General features: G+C 40.0%; 17 protein-coding genes and 3 pseudogenes. 6 read left to right on the forward strand and 14 right to left on the reverse strand.

All coding sequences use genetic code 11. The annotated features are described in order from the left end of the window. Positions 1-7 precede the first annotated feature (7 nt). The 4 genes and pseudogenes from V7728_RS13225 to V7728_RS13240 all read right to left on the reverse strand — a co-directional run bounded on the left by V7728_RS13225 (position 8) and on the right by V7728_RS13240 (position 3,815). Entirely contained in the window at positions 8-1,810 is a 1,803-nt protein-coding gene (locus V7728_RS13225) for a T7SS effector LXG polymorphic toxin (protein WP_098081512.1), read from the reverse strand. 97 nt (positions 1,811-1,907) lie between these two features. Next, entirely contained in the window at positions 1,908-2,465 is a 558-nt protein-coding gene (locus V7728_RS13230) for an SMI1/KNR4 family protein (protein WP_080130311.1), read from the reverse strand. A 49-nt stretch (positions 2,466-2,514) separates the two neighbouring features. Next, positions 2,515-2,726: pseudogene (locus tag V7728_RS13235) on the reverse strand (SunI/YnzG family protein). A 90-nt stretch (positions 2,727-2,816) separates the two neighbouring features. After that, on the reverse strand, positions 2,817-3,815 hold the full coding sequence (locus V7728_RS13240) for a DUF4238 domain-containing protein (RefSeq protein ID WP_253612905.1): 999 nt from the start codon (positions 3,813-3,815) through the stop codon (positions 2,817-2,819). Positions 3,816-4,204: 389 nt separating this feature from the next. On the opposite strand from V7728_RS13240, the gene V7728_RS13245 reads away from it, so the two are divergent. After that, positions 4,205-5,116 (forward strand): thermonuclease family protein, encoded by a 912-nt coding sequence (locus V7728_RS13245; RefSeq protein ID WP_099566854.1) that lies wholly within the window; start codon positions 4,205-4,207, stop codon positions 5,114-5,116. A 124-nt stretch (positions 5,117-5,240) separates the two neighbouring features. Here the strand turns inward: V7728_RS13245 and V7728_RS13250 are convergent, their stop codons facing one another. Together V7728_RS13250 and V7728_RS13255 are read right to left on the reverse strand one after the other, a co-directional pair. Then, positions 5,241-5,561: a hypothetical protein gene (locus V7728_RS13250; protein WP_060562820.1), complete on the reverse strand. Its 321-nt coding sequence runs from the start codon at positions 5,559-5,561 to the stop codon at positions 5,241-5,243. 23 nt (positions 5,562-5,584) lie between these two features. Beyond that, the gene (locus V7728_RS13255) at positions 5,585-6,118 is read right to left on the reverse strand and encodes a hypothetical protein (RefSeq protein WP_099566855.1); all 534 of its coding nucleotides are present in this window, start codon (positions 6,116-6,118) and stop codon (positions 5,585-5,587) included. Positions 6,119-6,937: 819 nt separating this feature from the next. On the opposite strand from V7728_RS13255, the pseudogene V7728_RS13260 reads away from it, so the two are divergent. Both V7728_RS13260 and V7728_RS13265 read left to right on the forward strand, forming a co-directional pair. Continuing rightward, positions 6,938-8,622 (forward strand): annotated as a pseudogene (locus tag V7728_RS13260) (recombinase family protein). Beyond that, positions 8,598-9,218: pseudogene (locus V7728_RS13265) on the forward strand (polysaccharide biosynthesis protein); the annotation flags it as partial. The pseudogenes V7728_RS13260 and V7728_RS13265, both read left to right, overlap by 25 nt. A 40-nt stretch (positions 9,219-9,258) precedes the next feature. Here the strand turns inward: V7728_RS13265 and msrB are convergent. Both msrB and msrA read right to left on the reverse strand, forming a co-directional pair. Then, positions 9,259-9,693, reverse strand: coding sequence for a peptide-methionine (R)-S-oxide reductase MsrB (gene msrB / locus V7728_RS13270; RefSeq protein ID WP_007409536.1), 435 nt, complete (start codon positions 9,691-9,693; stop codon positions 9,259-9,261). A gap of 1 nt (position 9,694) precedes the next feature. Next, positions 9,695-10,228 carry a peptide-methionine (S)-S-oxide reductase MsrA gene (gene msrA, locus V7728_RS13275; protein WP_003153641.1) on the reverse strand — a complete coding sequence of 178 codons (534 nt, stop codon included), beginning with the start codon at positions 10,226-10,228 and terminating at the stop codon, positions 9,695-9,697. Between the two features lie 128 nt (positions 10,229-10,356). Here msrA and V7728_RS13280 point away from each other — a divergent pair, with 128 nt between their 5' ends. Beyond that, a complete protein-coding gene (locus V7728_RS13280; RefSeq protein ID WP_003153639.1) occupies positions 10,357-10,782 on the forward strand; it encodes a MarR family transcriptional regulator in 426 nt (141 codons plus the stop codon). Positions 10,783-10,832: 50 nt separating this feature from the next. Here the strand turns inward: V7728_RS13280 and V7728_RS13285 are convergent, their stop codons facing one another. The 5 genes from V7728_RS13285 to ilvA form a co-directional block, all read right to left on the reverse strand. After that, positions 10,833-11,396, reverse strand: a complete 564-nt coding sequence (locus V7728_RS13285) for a YpmS family protein (RefSeq protein ID WP_007409535.1) — start codon at positions 11,394-11,396, stop codon at positions 10,833-10,835. Positions 11,397-11,405: 9 nt separating this feature from the next. Then, positions 11,406-12,161, reverse strand: coding sequence for an SGNH/GDSL hydrolase family protein (locus tag V7728_RS13290; RefSeq protein WP_003153635.1), 756 nt, complete (start codon positions 12,159-12,161; stop codon positions 11,406-11,408). 77 nt (positions 12,162-12,238) lie between these two features. After that, positions 12,239-12,820 (reverse strand): SCO family protein, encoded by a 582-nt coding sequence (locus tag V7728_RS13295; RefSeq protein WP_099566858.1) that lies wholly within the window; start codon positions 12,818-12,820, stop codon positions 12,239-12,241. A gap of 99 nt (positions 12,821-12,919) precedes the next feature. After that, on the reverse strand, positions 12,920-13,171 hold the full coding sequence (locus V7728_RS13300) for a DUF2535 family protein (protein WP_007409532.1): 252 nt from the start codon (positions 13,169-13,171) through the stop codon (positions 12,920-12,922). A gap of 91 nt (positions 13,172-13,262) precedes the next feature. Further along, positions 13,263-14,531 (reverse strand): threonine ammonia-lyase IlvA, encoded by a 1,269-nt coding sequence (gene ilvA / locus V7728_RS13305; protein WP_025284892.1) that lies wholly within the window; start codon positions 14,529-14,531, stop codon positions 13,263-13,265. 184 nt (positions 14,532-14,715) lie between these two features. Between ilvA and V7728_RS13310 the strand changes: the two genes are divergently transcribed. Continuing rightward, a complete protein-coding gene (locus V7728_RS13310; RefSeq protein WP_099566859.1) occupies positions 14,716-15,708 on the forward strand; it encodes a sigma-54-dependent transcriptional regulator in 993 nt (330 codons plus the stop codon). A 16-nt stretch (positions 15,709-15,724) separates the two neighbouring features. After that, the gene (gene trhA / locus V7728_RS13315; protein WP_007409529.1) at positions 15,725-16,363 is read left to right on the forward strand and encodes a PAQR family membrane homeostasis protein TrhA; all 639 of its coding nucleotides are present in this window, start codon (positions 15,725-15,727) and stop codon (positions 16,361-16,363) included. 40 nt (positions 16,364-16,403) lie between these two features. On the opposite strand, the gene V7728_RS13320 is transcribed toward trhA, so the two are convergent. Next, positions 16,404-17,027: a lysophospholipid acyltransferase family protein gene (locus tag V7728_RS13320; protein WP_099566860.1), complete on the reverse strand. Its 624-nt coding sequence runs from the start codon at positions 17,025-17,027 to the stop codon at positions 16,404-16,406. Positions 17,028-17,046: the final 19 nt, after the last annotated feature.

Genomic DNA, 17,046 nt, shown 5'->3' on the forward strand with positions numbered 1-17,046 from the left:
TCACCTCTTATTCTTGGTTCTCAAATTGCTGAGCTCTCCATCTCCAATACCTTCTTCTGAAACTTTTATATTGTTTATCAAGTACTGGATCATTTCTAAAACTCTGTCCATTCCCTTTTAATCCATGCAAAACATCACTGTACTTATTATGCCAGCTTTCAGGTATCTCCAGCATAGTACCAGGCTCTTCTTGGATCAAATGATGCAAATTAATTTGGGTTCCATCTTTTGCATAAGGAGCATTACCATTTTTCATTAGTTGAAGATTCGTAAGGCCTTTACGATTTTTTTGATTAAGATCAATATCTTTCATTGTATATACCCTACGGCTTACATCTCTAATTTTCCCTTTTGTTTTTACTTTGCCATCTATTTCATAGGCCTCATACTTCTCTTTATTTAACCAAGGGACTTTTACTTTCTGACCAGTAAATGGCTTTCTCGTTCCATCCGGGATTTTCTTTGCATTGGTCAAAAGTTCATTTTTAAGGTTTTGGCTGTCAACCACATTGTATGGTACGTTATCGGCCAAGGCAAGATCATACTTAGAGTTATAAGGAAGCAAATCTGCAATCTTAACATCTTTAATTTTCTTCCCTGCCTGTCCTGCCTTGTTTATGACCTTCCCCGCCGCATCAGCTTTGTTAACGGCTCCCGCGCCTTTCGTTCCGACGACAGCCACAGCTGCTGAACCGACCGCATATGTCACCCATCTTGATCTGGAATACGCATCTCCATTTACCATATCTTTTTGATACGATTCCTCAATAGCTGTTGAAATGGCATTATACGTGTTAATTGGATGAGCAACTGCCCCTATGATACCTTCAACAACTTCATCAGGCTTGCTGATCAGCTGCCATAAACCTGTTACCGTGTCTTTCCCGACATCATAAAGACCGACGCCGGCTCCTTTTAAAATATCCCAAGTTACTTCTCCGGCTTCTTCCAGCTGTTTTGCTTGTTCAAGCTGCGTCACATACTGTTGCTGGGAAGGTTCAAGGTTTTCATAGCCGATCTTCTTAGCAATCTCCAAGTATTCATCAGGATCAGTTACTCCATCAGCGAGCTTTTTCTTAAGATCCTTGATTTTCCGCTCTTTCGCTTCTTCCTTTTTAATTGTCAGGTAAGCGTCTGAATGTCTTGCAATCTCGCCTTTTTTCTTATGTATGTCACTTTCTCTGTACGCCTTGGCGTTATAGTGAAGCGGAGTGGCGTTTTTTCCTTGGCCTGTTGCATTTTGGAGCTGCTGAAAGTCGGCCTGGATGAACTGTTCGTTCGCTTCTGTTTCGGCGTATTCTTTCGTTAGATCGTGATCAAGCTTGCCGAGTTTATGTATGGTATCGTCCCGTTTTTTGTCTGCTGATTCCAGCTTTTGATCGACACCCTCTGTTGAAAAAACCTGCATAGGGACAATATCGCTTATCTCGTTAAGAATATCCCTCATTTCATTCCGCTGCTCTTGCATGATGGCTTTTGATTTATTCTTCGCATGAATCAACTCATGTTCTAAAAATGACTCTTCCACAAACGAATCGGCTAATCCCGCATCAGATACTTTTCCAGAAATACTGTTAAGAAACGCAATCTTCATATCTATTAGATCAAGCCAGCTGTCAGTAACACCTGCATGATCTTGGAAGAATGCTTTGATGTTATCAGCACCTTTACCTGAAAACTCACTGTCATCTAAGTCAGCCATTCCCTGAAAAGCTTTTCTGAGATTGATAAATTGTTCTCTAATCTGATCATATTCTTTTGCTCGCTTTTCCGCTGCTGAGATTAACGAGGATGCTTCAAATACCTTCATATCTGTCTCCTTCCCACTTATTTCATCTAAATTTTACCATAGCTTTATTATTTGATTAACAGAAAAAGACAGTCCGTTCCGACTGTCATACACAGTTTTATCTCGTCCTGTAATAATTTTCAGCTGTATAGTATTTCCAGTCCCAAAAAGCATCCCCGTTCGACATAATATATCGGTCTAAAAATATTTCAAAGTTTAAATTTAATGGATTATATTCTGAACCACTTTCAAATATAAATAGATAATTAGGATCACCTTGATTCACTCTATCCTTGTCGATCATTAAATGACATTCTTCCAACAGGTAGCCAACAGGTATTCCATTGATACCTTCAAACAAAAGCTCGTATTTTAGTTCTTCTTCTATTTCTTCAAGGCTAAATAGATGAAGTCCTCTTCCAATATTCTCACCCTCTGAAAGAATTTCGAAAATTTTCGCACCATTATGCTGAGAAATAAACTTCAGGTAATCATCAGGAAGAGTGAATTTATGATTCGACTGAAAGTTTTGGATTTCACTAAGAGACGCTTTGTTTGGAGAAAAAGTCACAAGGCTCTCTATAATATATCCCTCAGAACAAAACAATTTAATAGCCCCTTTTTCATCTAAAAGACTTTTCAAACCATTGATAGTCTTATGGACAAAGTTAGTCAATAAAAACACCCCCATACTCCTCAGAATAATTACTGAGGATACGAATTTGTTAATCAGTAACAATTTTATTCATAATTGAAGCAGCACTTGTGGTGAACAAAATGTAAGTGTTATTTGCTGTTTTAATTACTATCCTATCCGTAGAGCCAGAAGGAAACTCTATCCTAACTCTATCCTTACTGCGCTTTTCTCCCCTCCCCCATAGTTAGGCTCAAGAAATACATCGTTATTTGATTGGAAATGGATTTTTAATTTTGAAATAAATTGTTAAGTAAGAATGTAGTGTTAATCTTGATGACGAAAAAGGGAATTCGTCCGTGAAATTAAAAATAATTATGACCAAAGATATCTTTATCGTTGATTTTCAAAATTAGCTCTAGTATTCTTCATATATTCTCTGATAATTGGTGATTCCATTCTTTGTAACCCTCCCATATGTCGAGGAAGAACTAAGCTTTTTGCAAATCTAGAATCAGTAATCCACGGAAGATTAATTTTTTTGGTAACTCTATTGTGTGAGAGACTTATTATTTGGTTATTATCCTCTGATGAATGGTAAAATTTAACTTCTTTATCTAGTTCATTAATTTTGGAAGTATTCCTATTTTTATTATGAATTTTTCTAATATAGTCTTCTTTTATTCTCTGATTAAAGAAAGTATTATTATAAGAATTTAAATAGAACAGCTCATTTAAATAATCTATTTCTCGGGCTCTTTTTAATGTTAGAATACCATTTTCTTCCCCTGGAATATCATATGCTACACTATCGTAAAAGAGTAAACAGTGCTGGGGAGATATTGGGAGGAACAACTGTAGCCCTCTAGTAACAAGGCCAAAGCCCCTTCCATAATAATTCCTTCCAATATAAAATGAGTTGTAACGAACTAATGGATTATCTGATGTTATGAACTGTCTTGATGTTTTCTGTAATATCAAGATAGGTTCCAAATCATAAATTAGCGGGGAACTTTCTAAAGCAATACCTATAATATTATTAGCAGGTTGATTTATCTTGATTTCAAATTGTTCTAAATCTACTTCTTTAAAATTAGGGTGTCCCTTAATCATTGTTTTAATCAGTTTATCAGCTGCATTTTCTGCTGAGTCAGCACTCCTTAAATTTCTTCCCTCACTAACTAATAAAAAAGTAAGTAGATGTTCATAATCTTCTATTTCATTAACAAAGTGTATGATACTGTTCGTGTCTATAATTTTCTTTAAAATTCTCGCGGCTTTTCTTTCAATCTCTTTATCTAAAAAATCCTCAACTACTTTGTCGTCACCGTAGAAATTGTTTCTTTGGCACATATCTTTAATCGAAGCATTTTGAATGTATAATGAATTCATGATATTAAATGTGCTAATTGATTTGTCAGTTTCAGAAAAATTCTCAAATAAAATTTCGGAACATAGTGCTGTCTATTTTTTTGTCCCATACTTGCTCCTCCCATATCCCTTTACTGGACAATTTTACTCCACCTATTATTTGAATTTTAATTACCCTTTTATTGAATAACAAACCTCTAATATATCCGAAGGTACAAACACTTAATTAAGTTCCATTTGATTTTCCGACTTTAAAAACCCAATAATACTTTCTTCAACTTCATTCCCCCTTTTAGAATGTTTGTTCTCTAATTATATCGGTAAACCATCAATAATTATAATCCTGTATCTAATTATTGTTTCTAAATTTAATTTTCCCAAAATATAATCACATCTCTGTTTAAGTTTTGTTGGGGTATGTTAAAACTTTACTGGGTTCAGAATTCACTTTGAGCTTATCATTGGCAGCCTGCAGCTCAAATGATTCTGAAAAAGTAAGCACAGAAAAAGAAACGTCACAAGCGTCTACGGATGTAGAAAAGAAAACAGAACAAAAGGAAGCTGCTAAAGAAAAAACTGCTGACAAATCTAAGAAAAAAGACAAAAAAGAATTGGTCGATGTTAAATTAGATAGAGCAGTTGATGGTTACACAATTAAAGTTAACTACAACGGAAATGTAGACACAGTCTGCTACTTGCTTATTGATACACCTGAGACGAAGAAACCAAATTCTTGTGTTCAGCCACATGGTGAGGATTCATCTAAGCGAAATAAAGAATTGGTCAATAGCGGTAAGCTACAGCTTGAATTTGATAAAGGTGACCGCAGAGATAAGTATGGAAGACTGTTAGCTTACGTTTATGCAGATGGCAAATCAGTACAAGAAACACTGCTTAAAGAAGGATTAGCACGAGTAGCTTATGTATATGAGCCAAACACGAAGTATTTAGACACGTATAAGAAAGATGAGCAAGCTGCGAAAGATAAAGACTTGAAGATTTGGAGTAAGAATGGATATGCGACTGATAAAGGATTTAATGGCTGCGTAACGAAACCGAAGAAATCAGTAAGTGTATCTAAGCCGGCTCAAAAGTCAGTTGCAACACACCAATCCGAGACACATAAATCGAACTCAAGCGGTTCAGCATCAAGCAGCTCTTCTAACTCTGCACAAGCCTCCCCTTCTGCTGGAGGAACAGAACACTTTGCAAACTGCACAGAGCTGAGAAAGAAATATCCGCATGGAGTACCAAGCACTCACCCTGCTTATACATCTAAGATGGATCGGGATAATGACAACTTTGCATGTGAGAAGAATTAATTATTTTGAAGTCCTCTGAGGCTTCTTTTTTTATTTGGATACATTCAAAACCACTGAGCGTGTGAGGGACTCTGTGGCCTATAGTGGCTGATTAAACCCCTATGATACATCAATTAGGATTTTATCAAAACTTTTCTTTTAAAGATAACATCATCTCTGTCTCAAATAATACCTGAAGCAGTTCATCTATATTAATTTCGTTCTGCTTGTAATTATTCTTTTCATAAGTACGAATAATTTCTTCATATTCTGATCGATTATCTCCTTTAATGGAGCTAATTCCAAGCTCTTCACCGTATCGGTTAATGAATAGTTGTTTATTCATTTCTTTCGCTTTATCATTTTCATAATTACAAAATGCACCTGACAACTGGACGAGAAAAGTTTCATCTTTAGAATTTAAGTTATTTTCGTTACACCAGTCTACAAAACGATTTCCAGTCATGTTATCACCTTTAATTTTAGTATTTAAAGAACAAGATAATCTGCAGCAAGGATGATATATTCTACTGCCATGCCAATTGTTTCAGCAACTCCTGCGCCAACTGCACCTTTAATAGCTGGCGGGATTTGTTTTCTTGCCATAGCAGCAACCTCTTTAGGAGCTCCGGTTATATCTTCGAGAACCTTACAAATTTTGTTTGTGTTTTTAATAATCTTGTTTACCGTGGACTTTCCAAACATTGTACCTAAAATGTCTTTTGCCCAAGCATTATTCGCTAGTCCTCTAATAACCTTAATCGCTTCTTTAGCTGCGGCGCTTTTAGCTCCCATAGTACTCATTTGATCTTGTGAGTTACCATTTTCGAGACCTTTTAATTCTTCAGCAGCATTTAAAATGCCTTTTTCTTTAACTGGTGGGACTGAGTATTCTTTAGCTAGTTTTTGAAGCTCGGTAGGATTATAAGTAAATTGCACGTCCTGTTTAGAAACACTTGCTTTTTGCACTTCTGAGGCCGAAGCTCCAACAGTAGGGATGGCTATAACGGCTGCAAGCACCATCAAAAGAATTTTATTTAAACTCTCCTTTATCCCTAATTTTATTGTTCAACACATTGACCACAATACCATAAAATACTAATATTTTTTCCTGTTTTTATAATATTAGTTTAAAAAAGGCAAGGAAGTCCTGCATTTGAAACTGTTCAGAAATCACTACGGTGATCAAATATTCATTCACAATTTAAGATATTTTTACTACATAAAAAAGACTGTTCTCAAAAACAGTCTTAGATGTTTTTAGAATTAACGTATCCGTTAATTTCCTTAATTCTTATTCTGATTTTTAAACGCCAAGTGCTCAATTCCTTGATCCTTAAAAACTTGACGGATGTAGGGAGGTGAATAACCATATTTCCGGCCAATTTCTTTTAGACTCATTTTTTTGTTGAAATGCAGATCGTATAACAGATCAAAGTCCTTTGCTCTCCTCCTCTTTGACAATTCAGGATAAGAAAGCTTGTCCACTTTTTTCGCCTTAAAAAAAGATTCAGAATACCCCAGTCTGGAATATTAAGCTCCTTTGATATTTCCCCCATCGTTTTAAGTTCTTTGTTTATGGATAAAACCATTATTTTATTTAGTGTTCAAGTTATAGTTGCTCATAAGCGCTGCCATATGAGGATTAAATGAACAAAATAAAAACCCTGTTAATTACAGTCGGCGTTTAATTAAAAAATGAATACGATTAGAATAGATCAATATTCAAACAATACAATCCTTACAATATATTACGTTATTTTCGTGTTCAATGTCAGACAGAATATTGTACGAATACTACTGTTTTTACAGTAAATACAATAAAGAGGAGGTGCTGTTTTTTTGGAGTTAAAAAACATCGTTCATTCTTACAACATTACAAATATTTTGGGTTATCTTAGACGCTCTCGTCAGGATATGGAGCGAGAAAAAAGAACAGGCGAAGATACTCTAACAGAACAAAAAGAACTCATGAATAAAATACTGAAGTCGATTGAAATCCCCTATGAATTAAAAATGGAAATCGGGTCTGGGGAAAGCATTGAGGGCCGCCCTGTTTTTAAAGAATGTCTTAAAGACCTCGAGGAAGGCAAGTACCAGGCAATTGCTGTTAAAGAAATAACAAGACTCAGCCGCGGGAGCTACAGTGATGCGGGACAAATTGTTAACCTTCTTCAAAGCAAGCGATTGATTATCATTACACCATATAAAGTTTATGACCCTCGAAACCCTGCAGACATGCGTCAGATTCGTTTTGAATTGTTTATGGCCAGAGAAGAATTTGAAATGACCAGAGAGCGTATGACAGGCGCTAAATACACATATGCGGCACAAGGGAAATGGATTTCCGGACTAGCGCCTTATGGATACCGGTTAAACAAAAAAACATCCAAACTAGTCCCAGTCGAAGAAAAAGCAAAAGTCGTTCAATTCATCTTTAACATCTTTTTAAATGGGTTGAATGGAAAAGATTATAGTTATACAGCGATTGCTTCTCACTTAACAAAATTACAAATACCGACTCCATCAGGAAAAAAGCGCTGGAATCAATACACAATTAAAGCAATTCTGCAAAACGAAGCGTATATCGGAACTGTTAAATATAAGGTTAGGGAAAAAACAAAAGACGGTAAACGAACAATTAGACCTGAAAAGGAACAAATTGTAGTATCGGATGCACATGCCCCTATAATAGATCAAGAACAATTTCAACAATCACAAGATAAAATTGCAAACAAAGTCCCCCTGCTGCCTAATAAAAATGCATTGGAATTAAGTGAATTGGCAGGCGTATGCACTTGTTCTAAGTGCGGTGAACCATTATCTAAATACGAAACTAGGAGAACGCGAGAAAACAAAAACGGCACGGAAAGTGTGTATCACGTTAAATCACTCACTTGCAAAAAGAATAAATGCACTTATGTAAGATATAACGATGTTGAAAATGCCATTTTGGATTACCTCTCTTCTTTAAGCAACTTAGATAATAAGATTTTAACAAAACATATCACTTCAATGATTTCTAAATACGAAGACGTAAATAGTAATGTGAAAACAAAAAAGCAAATGTCTGAACATCTATCACAAAAAGAACAAGAGTTAAAAAACAAAGAGAATTTTATCTTCGAGAAATATGAGAGCGGCATTTACACTGATGAACTTTTTTTGAAAAGAAAAGCTGTTTTAGATGAAGAATTTAAAGAACTCCAGATTGCCAAGCATGAGCTCAATGGAACTCAAGAAGCGCAATCAGAAATAGACAGTAATACAGTCAGAAACAACATAAATAGGATAATTGATCAATATCACATTGAATCAAGCACAGAGAAAAAGAACGCGCTATTAAGAATGATCTTCAAAGAAGTTATCGTTACGATGACACAAAAAAGAAAAGGGCCAATTCCGGCTCAGTTTGAAATTATCCCTATCCTAAGGTTTAATTTTTCGTTATCGACCTCACCGTCACTGATAGTCCCTCAAAATACAGTAAATATCTTAAAAAACCGATAAAGCCGTTTCCCCGGTAAACACAATGGGAGCTACGAAGCTGTTGTCCGAAAAGCTGTTTCATCAGGCGAATCATCATGTTCAAAACCGCGGTACGGTGTTTTGTTCGGTCCGCTTCGGCAATGTGCTCGGTTCACGCGGTTCTGTTATTCCTATTTTATTTGAGCAGTTGATGGCAGGCGGCCCGCTCACCATTACGGATAAAAACATGACGAGGTTTTTTATGTCGATTGATGATGCCGCAACGCTCACCCTGCAATCTGCGGCGATTACAAAGGGCGGAGAAACATTTATTTTTAAAATGGAGTCCCTGAGGCTTGAAGAACTGCTTCACGGATTTGAAGAATATGCGTTCCGGCACGGACTGCCTCGCCCCGCCGCTATTGAAGTAGGAAAACGCCCTGGTGAGAAGCTTCATGAAGAACTGACCTCTCCTCATGAGACGGAATCTTTATATGAATGGGGCAATCTTTACGCGATATTGCCCGACCCCGCCAAACATCCGGAATTTCGGAAGGTCAATCTCCCCAGATATCAATCCGATCAGGCGCCGCTCATCACAAAAGACACAATCGTAAAGATTATTGAACGATTACATGAAGAAAAAAAAACATAGAAAAAAGGCCTGTCTGATAGGCAGGCCTCATTGCTGAGCTCTATTTTTCAAATAAATGCAGGCAGGCTTCATAGCCCTCTTCCTTCAGCTTGTCTTTCGGAATAAACCGGAGTGCCGCAGAGTTAATGCAATAACGGAGCCCGCTTGGCCCCGGACCGTCATTAAATACGTGGCCTAAGTGGGAATCAGCTGTTTTGCTTCTCACTTCCGTCCGGATCATCCCGTGGCTTGTGTCCAGTTTTTCGTCAACCTCTTCTTCCTCAATCGGTTTTGTAAAACTGGGCCAGCCGCAATGAGAATCGAATTTATCCAGAGAAGTAAACAAGGGCTTTCCCGATACGATATCAACATACAGCCCCTCTTCTTTGTGATCCCAGAATTCATTTTGAAACGGCGGCTCCGTTCCGTTATTTTGTGTGACTTCATATTGCATGCGGTTTAATGATTTGATTTTTTCTTCCTTATTAAAAGCCATCTTATCTGTCCCTCCAATGCTCATCAAGAAAGCCTTGACGTCCGGAACCTACACGGTAGCGCCCGTAGTGATCAGGATTTTTCTTATAAAAGTGCTGATGATAGCCTTCCGCTTCATAAAAAGGCTCAGCCTTCAAGATGTCTGTCACGATCGGCTTTTTAAATATGCCGCTTTCTTCAAGCTGTTTTTTTGAGGCTTCAGCGATTTGTTTTTGTTCATCATTATGGTAATATATCGCCGCCCGATATGAACTTCCGCGGTCTGCAAACTGGCCGCCTGCATCAGTCGGGTCGATCTGCTGCCAAAACAGCTCGACAAGCTTTTCATACGGATAAATGTCAGGTTGAAATGTGATTTGAACGGCTTCTCTGTGTCCGGTCGTTTCACTGCACACTTCTTCGTAAGTCGGATTCTCAGTATGACCTCCTGTATAGCCGGACACCACCTTTTCAATCCCGGGCTGTTCGTCAAACGGCTTCACCATGCACCAAAAACAGCCGCCTGCAAATGTGGCGATTTCTTTTTTTTCTGACATACGGGTGCCCTCCTTTGTTCATACGTGGTATTATTATATTATAGCATGTATAAACAGAATAAAAATAATTCTGCTTTCAGGGGAAGCTAAACGAATGCCACGCTGACTACATATTGGAGGTTCATGATTTGAAAGTAAGGACACAAATGATGTATGATATGGAAGCTTTGCTTCGAAAAGTGTTTAAACAAATCAGAAATGAAGTTAATGAAATTCTAGATAAAGAGCTGTCCAGGAACGAATTCACCATTTTGCGGATTCTCAGTGAACAAGGGCCTAAAAAAGTAACGGAATTCGCCCCCATTCTTGAGGTCTCCGCAAGCCATATTACCGCAGTGACCGACGCTTTAGTAGAAAAGGAATGGATCACCCGCATCCGTTCTAAAGAGGACAGGCGAATTATCAGAATCCATATTACGGAAGCCGGGGAGAAAATTGTCGATCATTTCAACCAGAAAAAAACAGAATACTTTTTTAAACGGTTTGACTGCTACTCTGATGAAGAGCTCGCAACGTTAATCAAACTGTTCAGCAAGCTGGACAAAAAACGCTGACACGAAAAAACACAAATCCCTGAAAGGATCTGTGTTTTTTTTATGAAAACTTATTGTTTCGGATGATAATAGGAAAATTCAATTTCATCCGTGTCGAGATTGATTTTATCCGCTTTTACATACATGCCGTTGTCTAAAGGCATTTCCGACAGACGGATCTCGATGCTTTTATCCCCGGAATGAACGTGCACAAATGACGGGAGTTCATAAAAGCTGTCCATATAATTCAACACAAAGCTGATCGGCAGGCTTAATTCGCCTAAGGAAAACTTCGTCACTTTCAACATCACATCTCCGTTCTCCTGTACGGACGGTTCAAATGTGACGACCGCGTTAATGGAGGTTGAGAATGCTTTGATTTTACCTGCCACGTGCACATCGTTATTGATGTCCACTTTGTAGTCAAGCTGATTCGATGCCTTCTCTTTTAAGTACGCATTCACAAACCTGGCAAGAGATTCTTTCGAGCTCGTGATATGAAAGCCGTACTCACTTTTTGTCTGATCTTGTATTTTCGCCTGCTCTCCCGGCATAACCAATAATGTCACAATTACCGCTGCGGCAATCACATTGAGTGCGAGAAGAACAAAAAACAGCGATTTCCATTTTTTCATCATTTCACCCTATTCTGCTGGTAACCCTTGTTTTTCAATGATGCCGTACAATCGATCGGCGATGAGTGCATATCCTTTTGCGTTCGGATGAAAATCATCATCCTTTGAAATCCGTCTGCTTCCGCTTTTTTGACTGAACAAGTCTTCAACATTCACCGCAGCGGCGTGGGGATCTTTTTCCAGCTCTTTTGCGGCGATCTTGTTCCAATCCGTTACAACCCCATTAATTTCTTTTAATTCAGGCAGCGTAAACGTGAATGGATTATACATGCTGACATACACCAGCTCTGCGTTTTCATTATATTTGCGGATTTTTGAAACGATCGCCTTGAATCGTTTTTCAAAAGGTTTCTCTTCCTTTTGGAACGGCTGAACCGTCAGCTGCATCATATTCTGGCGGAGCACCTTCATTAAGTCATTGCCGCCGATGGTAAAAAAGATATAGTCGGCGCTCTTTAATGATTTCTGAACTTTTTTATTATCAAGCTTTTCCAGCAGGTCCGACGTTTTGTCACCCTGCACCGCATAATTTTTAATATCTACCGTTTTCACATGTCCCTTTTTCTTAAGAGACTCCGCTGCCCTGCCGACGTATCCTGAACCGTCAGGATCTCCTACTCCTTCAGTCAATGAATCACCGACCGCAGCTATGACAATATGATCTTTCGTTTTCGGTTCTTCAGCGTCAGAACCGGTGCGCTGGACAGAACAAGCTGATAAAAGCAAGGCCAGTCCGGCGATCAATGAGAACATTCGCAGCTTCAATCTGGTTGCTCCTTCCCCGTCTACTAGTGGAAAGTGTAACATGTTTTTTCAGATTTGAAAATGTCTAATCTGCCAGTTTACTTGAGCTCCTCAGCCGCTCTGACATCTGAGAGGATGTCATCATACGGAACTTTCTGCACGCCGTCATAATCTTTAAGCACCTTCCCGTCAGGTCCGACTAAATAAAAAGAGGTTTTATGTATGACCTGGTCCTCTCCCTCCGGCTTTTTGACGATTGCTTTAAAGCTGTTCAGCGCAAAATCTTCAATGTCCTTTTGGCTGTAACCGGTCAGAAAATCCCAGTTGCGAAGCGAAAGCGGATATTTGGAAGCAAATGCTTTCAGCTGTTTCGGCGTATCCTTTTCAGGATCTACACTGAACGACACAATCCGCACGTCCAGGTTCTCAGCCTTCAGTTTTTTTTGCAGTTCGGTCATGTGGGCCGTCATCGGCGGACAGACCGTATTACAATTTGTAAACATAAAGTCGGCAATCCAGACATGCCCCTTCAGGCTTTTCAGTGACACTGTTTTTCCATCTTGGTTTTGATATGAAAACGGTTCAATCTGATAGTTCAGCGGGTCTTTTATCGTTTTCCCCCCGCAGGCGCACAAGAGCAGCAAACAAAAGACGGCAGCGAAGATTTTCATTTTTTTCATTTCCATTCCCCCCCATGGATAAAACGCTTACAGCATTCATCATAAAAAAATTCCCGCACCCTCCCTTATCAAAAGGAAGGCGCTAAGGAATATGCACCGTTATGCGTTATGTTTTAAAATCTCTTGGTTGAAAACGGCCTCGTAATCTTTCCACTTCATACGGCGCTTGACATATTGTCGGAATGAATACACTGTTCTCACACTTTGTGAAGCAAAAACCTCTCTCAAATAAAGCTCAAGGTGCTGATGAATTTGAAAAAAATAATGTTCACCTTCCGTGACAACCGGTATTTCTGTCACTTTTACCTGAATCCCGTCCTGTCGTTTGAACTCTAGGCTTTTGAGTAACAAGATATCAATCCTTCTTTTTCGATTGTTTTCTTTTTATTATATACAATCTGAGAAAGCGTGTCTGTCATTTTGCGCGTCGTTCTAAAAAAAGTCAGATTAACAGGTGGAACAGATCCTGATCTTTATTCACCTCTACGTAATGAAATCCTTTTTGATTCATCCGGGCAATGAGCGCGCCGTAATCTTCCCGATGCTTAAGCTCAATGCCGACCAATGCGGGGCCGCTGCTTTTGTTATTTTTTTTCGTGTATTCAAACCGGGTGATGTCATCATCAGGCCCAAGCACTTCATCTAGGTATTCGCGAAGCGCTCCCGCCCTTTGCGGGAAATTAACGATAAAATAATGCTGCAGCCCCTCATAAATCATGGAGCGCTCCTTCATCTCCTGCATTCTGCCGATGTCGTTATTCCCTCCGCTGACCATGCAGATGACGTTTTTCCCTCTAATCTCTTCCTTATACAAATCAAGTGCTGACACGGACAATGCCCCCGCCGGCTCCGCTACGATGGCGCATTGATTATATAATTCGAGAATCGTGCTGCACACTTTTCCTTCCGGGACAAGCACAACGTCATCGACGACGGTTTCGAGCGTTTGAAAGGTTTCGGCGCCGATTTTTTTTACAGCCGCCCCATCGACAAATTTATCAATTTTCTCAAGTTCAACCACTTGTCCGGCTTTTTTCGATTCAAAATAGGAGGCTGCGCCCTTCGGCTCTACCGCTATGATTTTTGTATCCGGCGAGATGTTTTTCATGTACGTGCCGAGCCCGGACAGGAGTCCTCCTCCCCCTACGCTTGCAAAAAGAAAATGCGGTTCAACGTCAATGTCATTTAAAATTTCGATGGCAGCCGTTCCCTGTCCGGCCATGACATCGGGATCGTCAAACGGATGAATAAACGTGCGGTTTTCTTTTTCACAGCATTCTGCAGAACTCTTATACGCATCATCGAAAGTGTCACCCGTCAATATGATTTCAACAAATTCTTTTCCGAACAATTCCACTTGGGATACTTTCTGTCTCGGTGTGGTTGACGGCATAAAAATCTTGCCGTGAATGCCGAGGTGTTTGCATGAAAACGCAACCCCCTGCGCATGGTTTCCCGCACTTGCGCATACAATTCCGTTTTCAGTCTGCTCTTTTGAGAGCTGCCTCATTTTATTATAAGCCCCTCTGAGCTTAAATGATCTGACCACCTGCAGGTCTTCCCTTTTCAAATAGATGTTGCAGCCATACCTCTCAGAAAGTCTGTCATTCCTCTGCAAAGGCGTATGTATCACAACGTCCTTTACATTTTGGTGCGCTTTTAAAATGTCTTTTACCTGGATGAGAGAGTCTTCTTTAAGCAACGGTTTCATTTACAGAGTCCTTTCTTATTTAAATCCCTATTTAATATGCCATTATAACATGAATATTCAAATAATAAGACAATTATTTTAATTTTGTAAATAAAATTAAATGAACCGATACAAGAGAAAAAGATATTTTCGATCGCACAAACGTGTTATACTTAAACCAATTAGAACCAAAAGGAGCCAATTCATGAGTGTAATTGAACAAACTGATCCTTTTTATCAGCTGGCCGGCGAACATCACACCTTTTCAGAAGCGAAACGATTGGCCTCGCAATTTGCCTTATCTGATTTGCCAGTCTTCATAACGGGTGAAGTCGGAACCGGAAAAAAACAAATGGCCAGAGCGATCCATCATAAATCCCGCAGAAACAGCGAACTATTTATTACCGTTCACTGCAGCCAAAGCGAAGAGCGGCTCGAATATGAACTGTTCGGCGCTGAAGGCGCATTAAACAGGGCCCGCCGCGGAACATTATTCTTATATGAAATCGGAGACATGCCGCTCTCGGTACAGGCCCGCCTTCTTTCCGAGCTGGATGCCGGGCTTTCTGCCCGCATCATTGCAAGCAGCACGGCGGATCTTGGTGATACCGGCGCAGAAAATACGTTCAGCCAAGATTTATTTTACAGGCTTCACGTGTTATGCCTTCCGCTCCCTGCTTTATCTGAACGAAAAAGCGATATACCGCTTCTTCTGCAGCATATGCTGACAGCCACGGGGCAGCATGTTCATATCGATCCGTCCGTTTATCCGCTGTTTGAGCGGCACACCTTTAACGGCAACATCAGAGAACTTCAAAATGCGGCGTACTATATGGCCGCGGCAGCATCCGGCAGCACGATTTATCCCGATGATGTCCCGCTGTATATCAAAAACAGCCAGAAAGCGAAAACAGCTAAGAAAAAAGAAAAACGGCTGACATTGATGGAGAAAGAAGAGTTTTTGTTTATTTTGGAATCAATTAAAGACTTAAATACAAAAGGCGAATCCGCCAGCAGACGGAGCATATCCGAATTAAGCGAAAACAGCACAATGACATTATCGCCCCAGCAGGTCAGAAACAGGCTTGATTACTTAGAAAAGATGAACTATGTGACAAAAGGCCGAGGACGCGCTGGAACAAAAATTACATTAGAAGGGTTGAGCTTTTTGCAGTCACTGCAAAAACAAATCCTTTAAAAAGGAGGACATTTGATTGTTCACAATAAAAGAAGAAATCGCAAATGCCGTCACACACGGAATCGGTGTATTGCTGTCGATTCCGGCGCTTATTTTTCTCATTATCTTCGCGGTGAAATACGGCTCGCCGACAGACATCGTCAGCTTTTCAATCTTCGGCGCTTCAATGCTGCTGCTGTATCTCAGCTCGACTCTTTTGCACAGCATTCAGCATAAAAAAACGAAAGACATTCTTGAGATTGTGGATCATTCCGCGATATACGTATTAATAGCCGGAACATATACGCCATTTTTATTAGGACCCCTTAAAGGGGCGCTCGGTCTGACCCTTTTAATTATTGTTTGGTCGCTTGCCATCGGAGGCATCGTGTTTAAAATCTTTTTCGTGAAGCGGTTTATCATTTTTTCAACGCTTGTCTATTTAATGATGGGCTGGCTGATCATCGTCGCCATTAAACCGCTGTACGCTTCGCTGTCAGGCCCCGGTTTCGGCCTTCTTCTTTTCGGCGGCTTATTGTATTCCGCCGGCACAATATTTTATATTTGGAGAAAGGTTCCGTATCATCACGCCATTTGGCACAGTTTTGTTTTAGGCGGCAGCGCCTCGATGTTTTTCTGTATTTTATTTTATTGCGTCAAAGTCCCCTTTATCTGAAATAAAAAAGCACAGCCTCTCTATAGAGACTGTGCTTTTTTTATGCACGGAGCCGTTTCTGACCGGCCGGATAATAAGCGGGCTTTATATGTAATTCAATGTCAGCCGGTTTCAGCCGTTTCAGTAATCTGCCCCGCAGCAGCCGGTCTGTTCCCGAAGTGCTGACAGGCACAATCGGGAGATCGAAACGAAGGGCCAGTTCCTCCGGATTGATTTTGCCGTCTTCGGACAGAATCAGACTTTGCCCTTTTTGCAGACGGACTTCCGCCTCCTGAAACATGGCATCCCGGCTGTCCCCGTCACAAATGACACCCATCAGCCGCAGCCAATTTCCGAGAAACGGCATCCGGAAAGCTTTCTCGCCAGCGATAAAACCAGCTGGCTCTTCAAGATGTCCCGCAAGCAGCAGAAGATCAGCCGGGCGCAATCTGGGATGCACATACAATACGGGGCCGTCCGGTATCGGCTGATCATGATGAATGCCGATTGCCGATCCCGACACGTCAATGCAGCCTCTCATAAAGACTTTCGGCCGCTCATACACCAGCCTCATCTGTTTTTGAAAAGAAAGCCGCGGGTCAAGCTCTTTTTGATTGATATATTCCTGAATATTTTTCATGAACATAAATACAACGTACATCACAAGGCAGCCGTAACGAATCAATTCTTGTCCCCCTGCTTAA

This window comes from Bacillus sp. JHAA (assembly GCF_036961585.1).
In the GTDB taxonomy this organism is placed as follows: domain Bacteria; phylum Bacillota; class Bacilli; order Bacillales; family Bacillaceae; genus Bacillus; species Bacillus velezensis.

Bases quoted from the DNA above. Each gene is read 5' to 3' on its own strand.
- V7728_RS13225 (WP_098081512.1), bottom strand. From the start codon at position 1,810: ATGAAGGTATTTGAAGCATCCTCGTTAATCTCAGCAGCGGAAAAGCGA.
- V7728_RS13240 (WP_253612905.1), bottom strand. From the start codon at position 3,815: ATGAATTCATTATACATTCAAAATGCTTCGATTAAAGATATGTGCCAA.
- V7728_RS13250 (WP_060562820.1), bottom strand. From the start codon at position 5,561: ATGACTGGAAATCGTTTTGTAGACTGGTGTAACGAAAATAACTTAAAT.
- V7728_RS13255 (WP_099566855.1), bottom strand. From the start codon at position 6,118: ATGGTGCTTGCAGCCGTTATAGCCATCCCTACTGTTGGAGCTTCGGCC.
- msrB (WP_007409536.1), bottom strand. From the start codon at position 9,693: ATGGCTTTTAATAAGGAAGAAAAAATCAAATCATTAAACCGCATGCAA.
- msrA (WP_003153641.1), bottom strand. From the start codon at position 10,228: ATGTCAGAAAAAAAAGAAATCGCCACATTTGCAGGCGGCTGTTTTTGG.
- V7728_RS13285 (WP_007409535.1), bottom strand. From the start codon at position 11,396: ATGAAAAAATGGAAATCGCTGTTTTTTGTTCTTCTCGCACTCAATGTG.
- V7728_RS13295 (WP_099566858.1), bottom strand. From the start codon at position 12,820: ATGAAAAAAATGAAAATCTTCGCTGCCGTCTTTTGTTTGCTGCTCTTG.
- ilvA (WP_025284892.1), bottom strand. From the start codon at position 14,531: ATGAAACCGTTGCTTAAAGAAGACTCTCTCATCCAGGTAAAAGACATT.
- V7728_RS13310 (WP_099566859.1), top strand. From the start codon at position 14,716: ATGAGTGTAATTGAACAAACTGATCCTTTTTATCAGCTGGCCGGCGAA.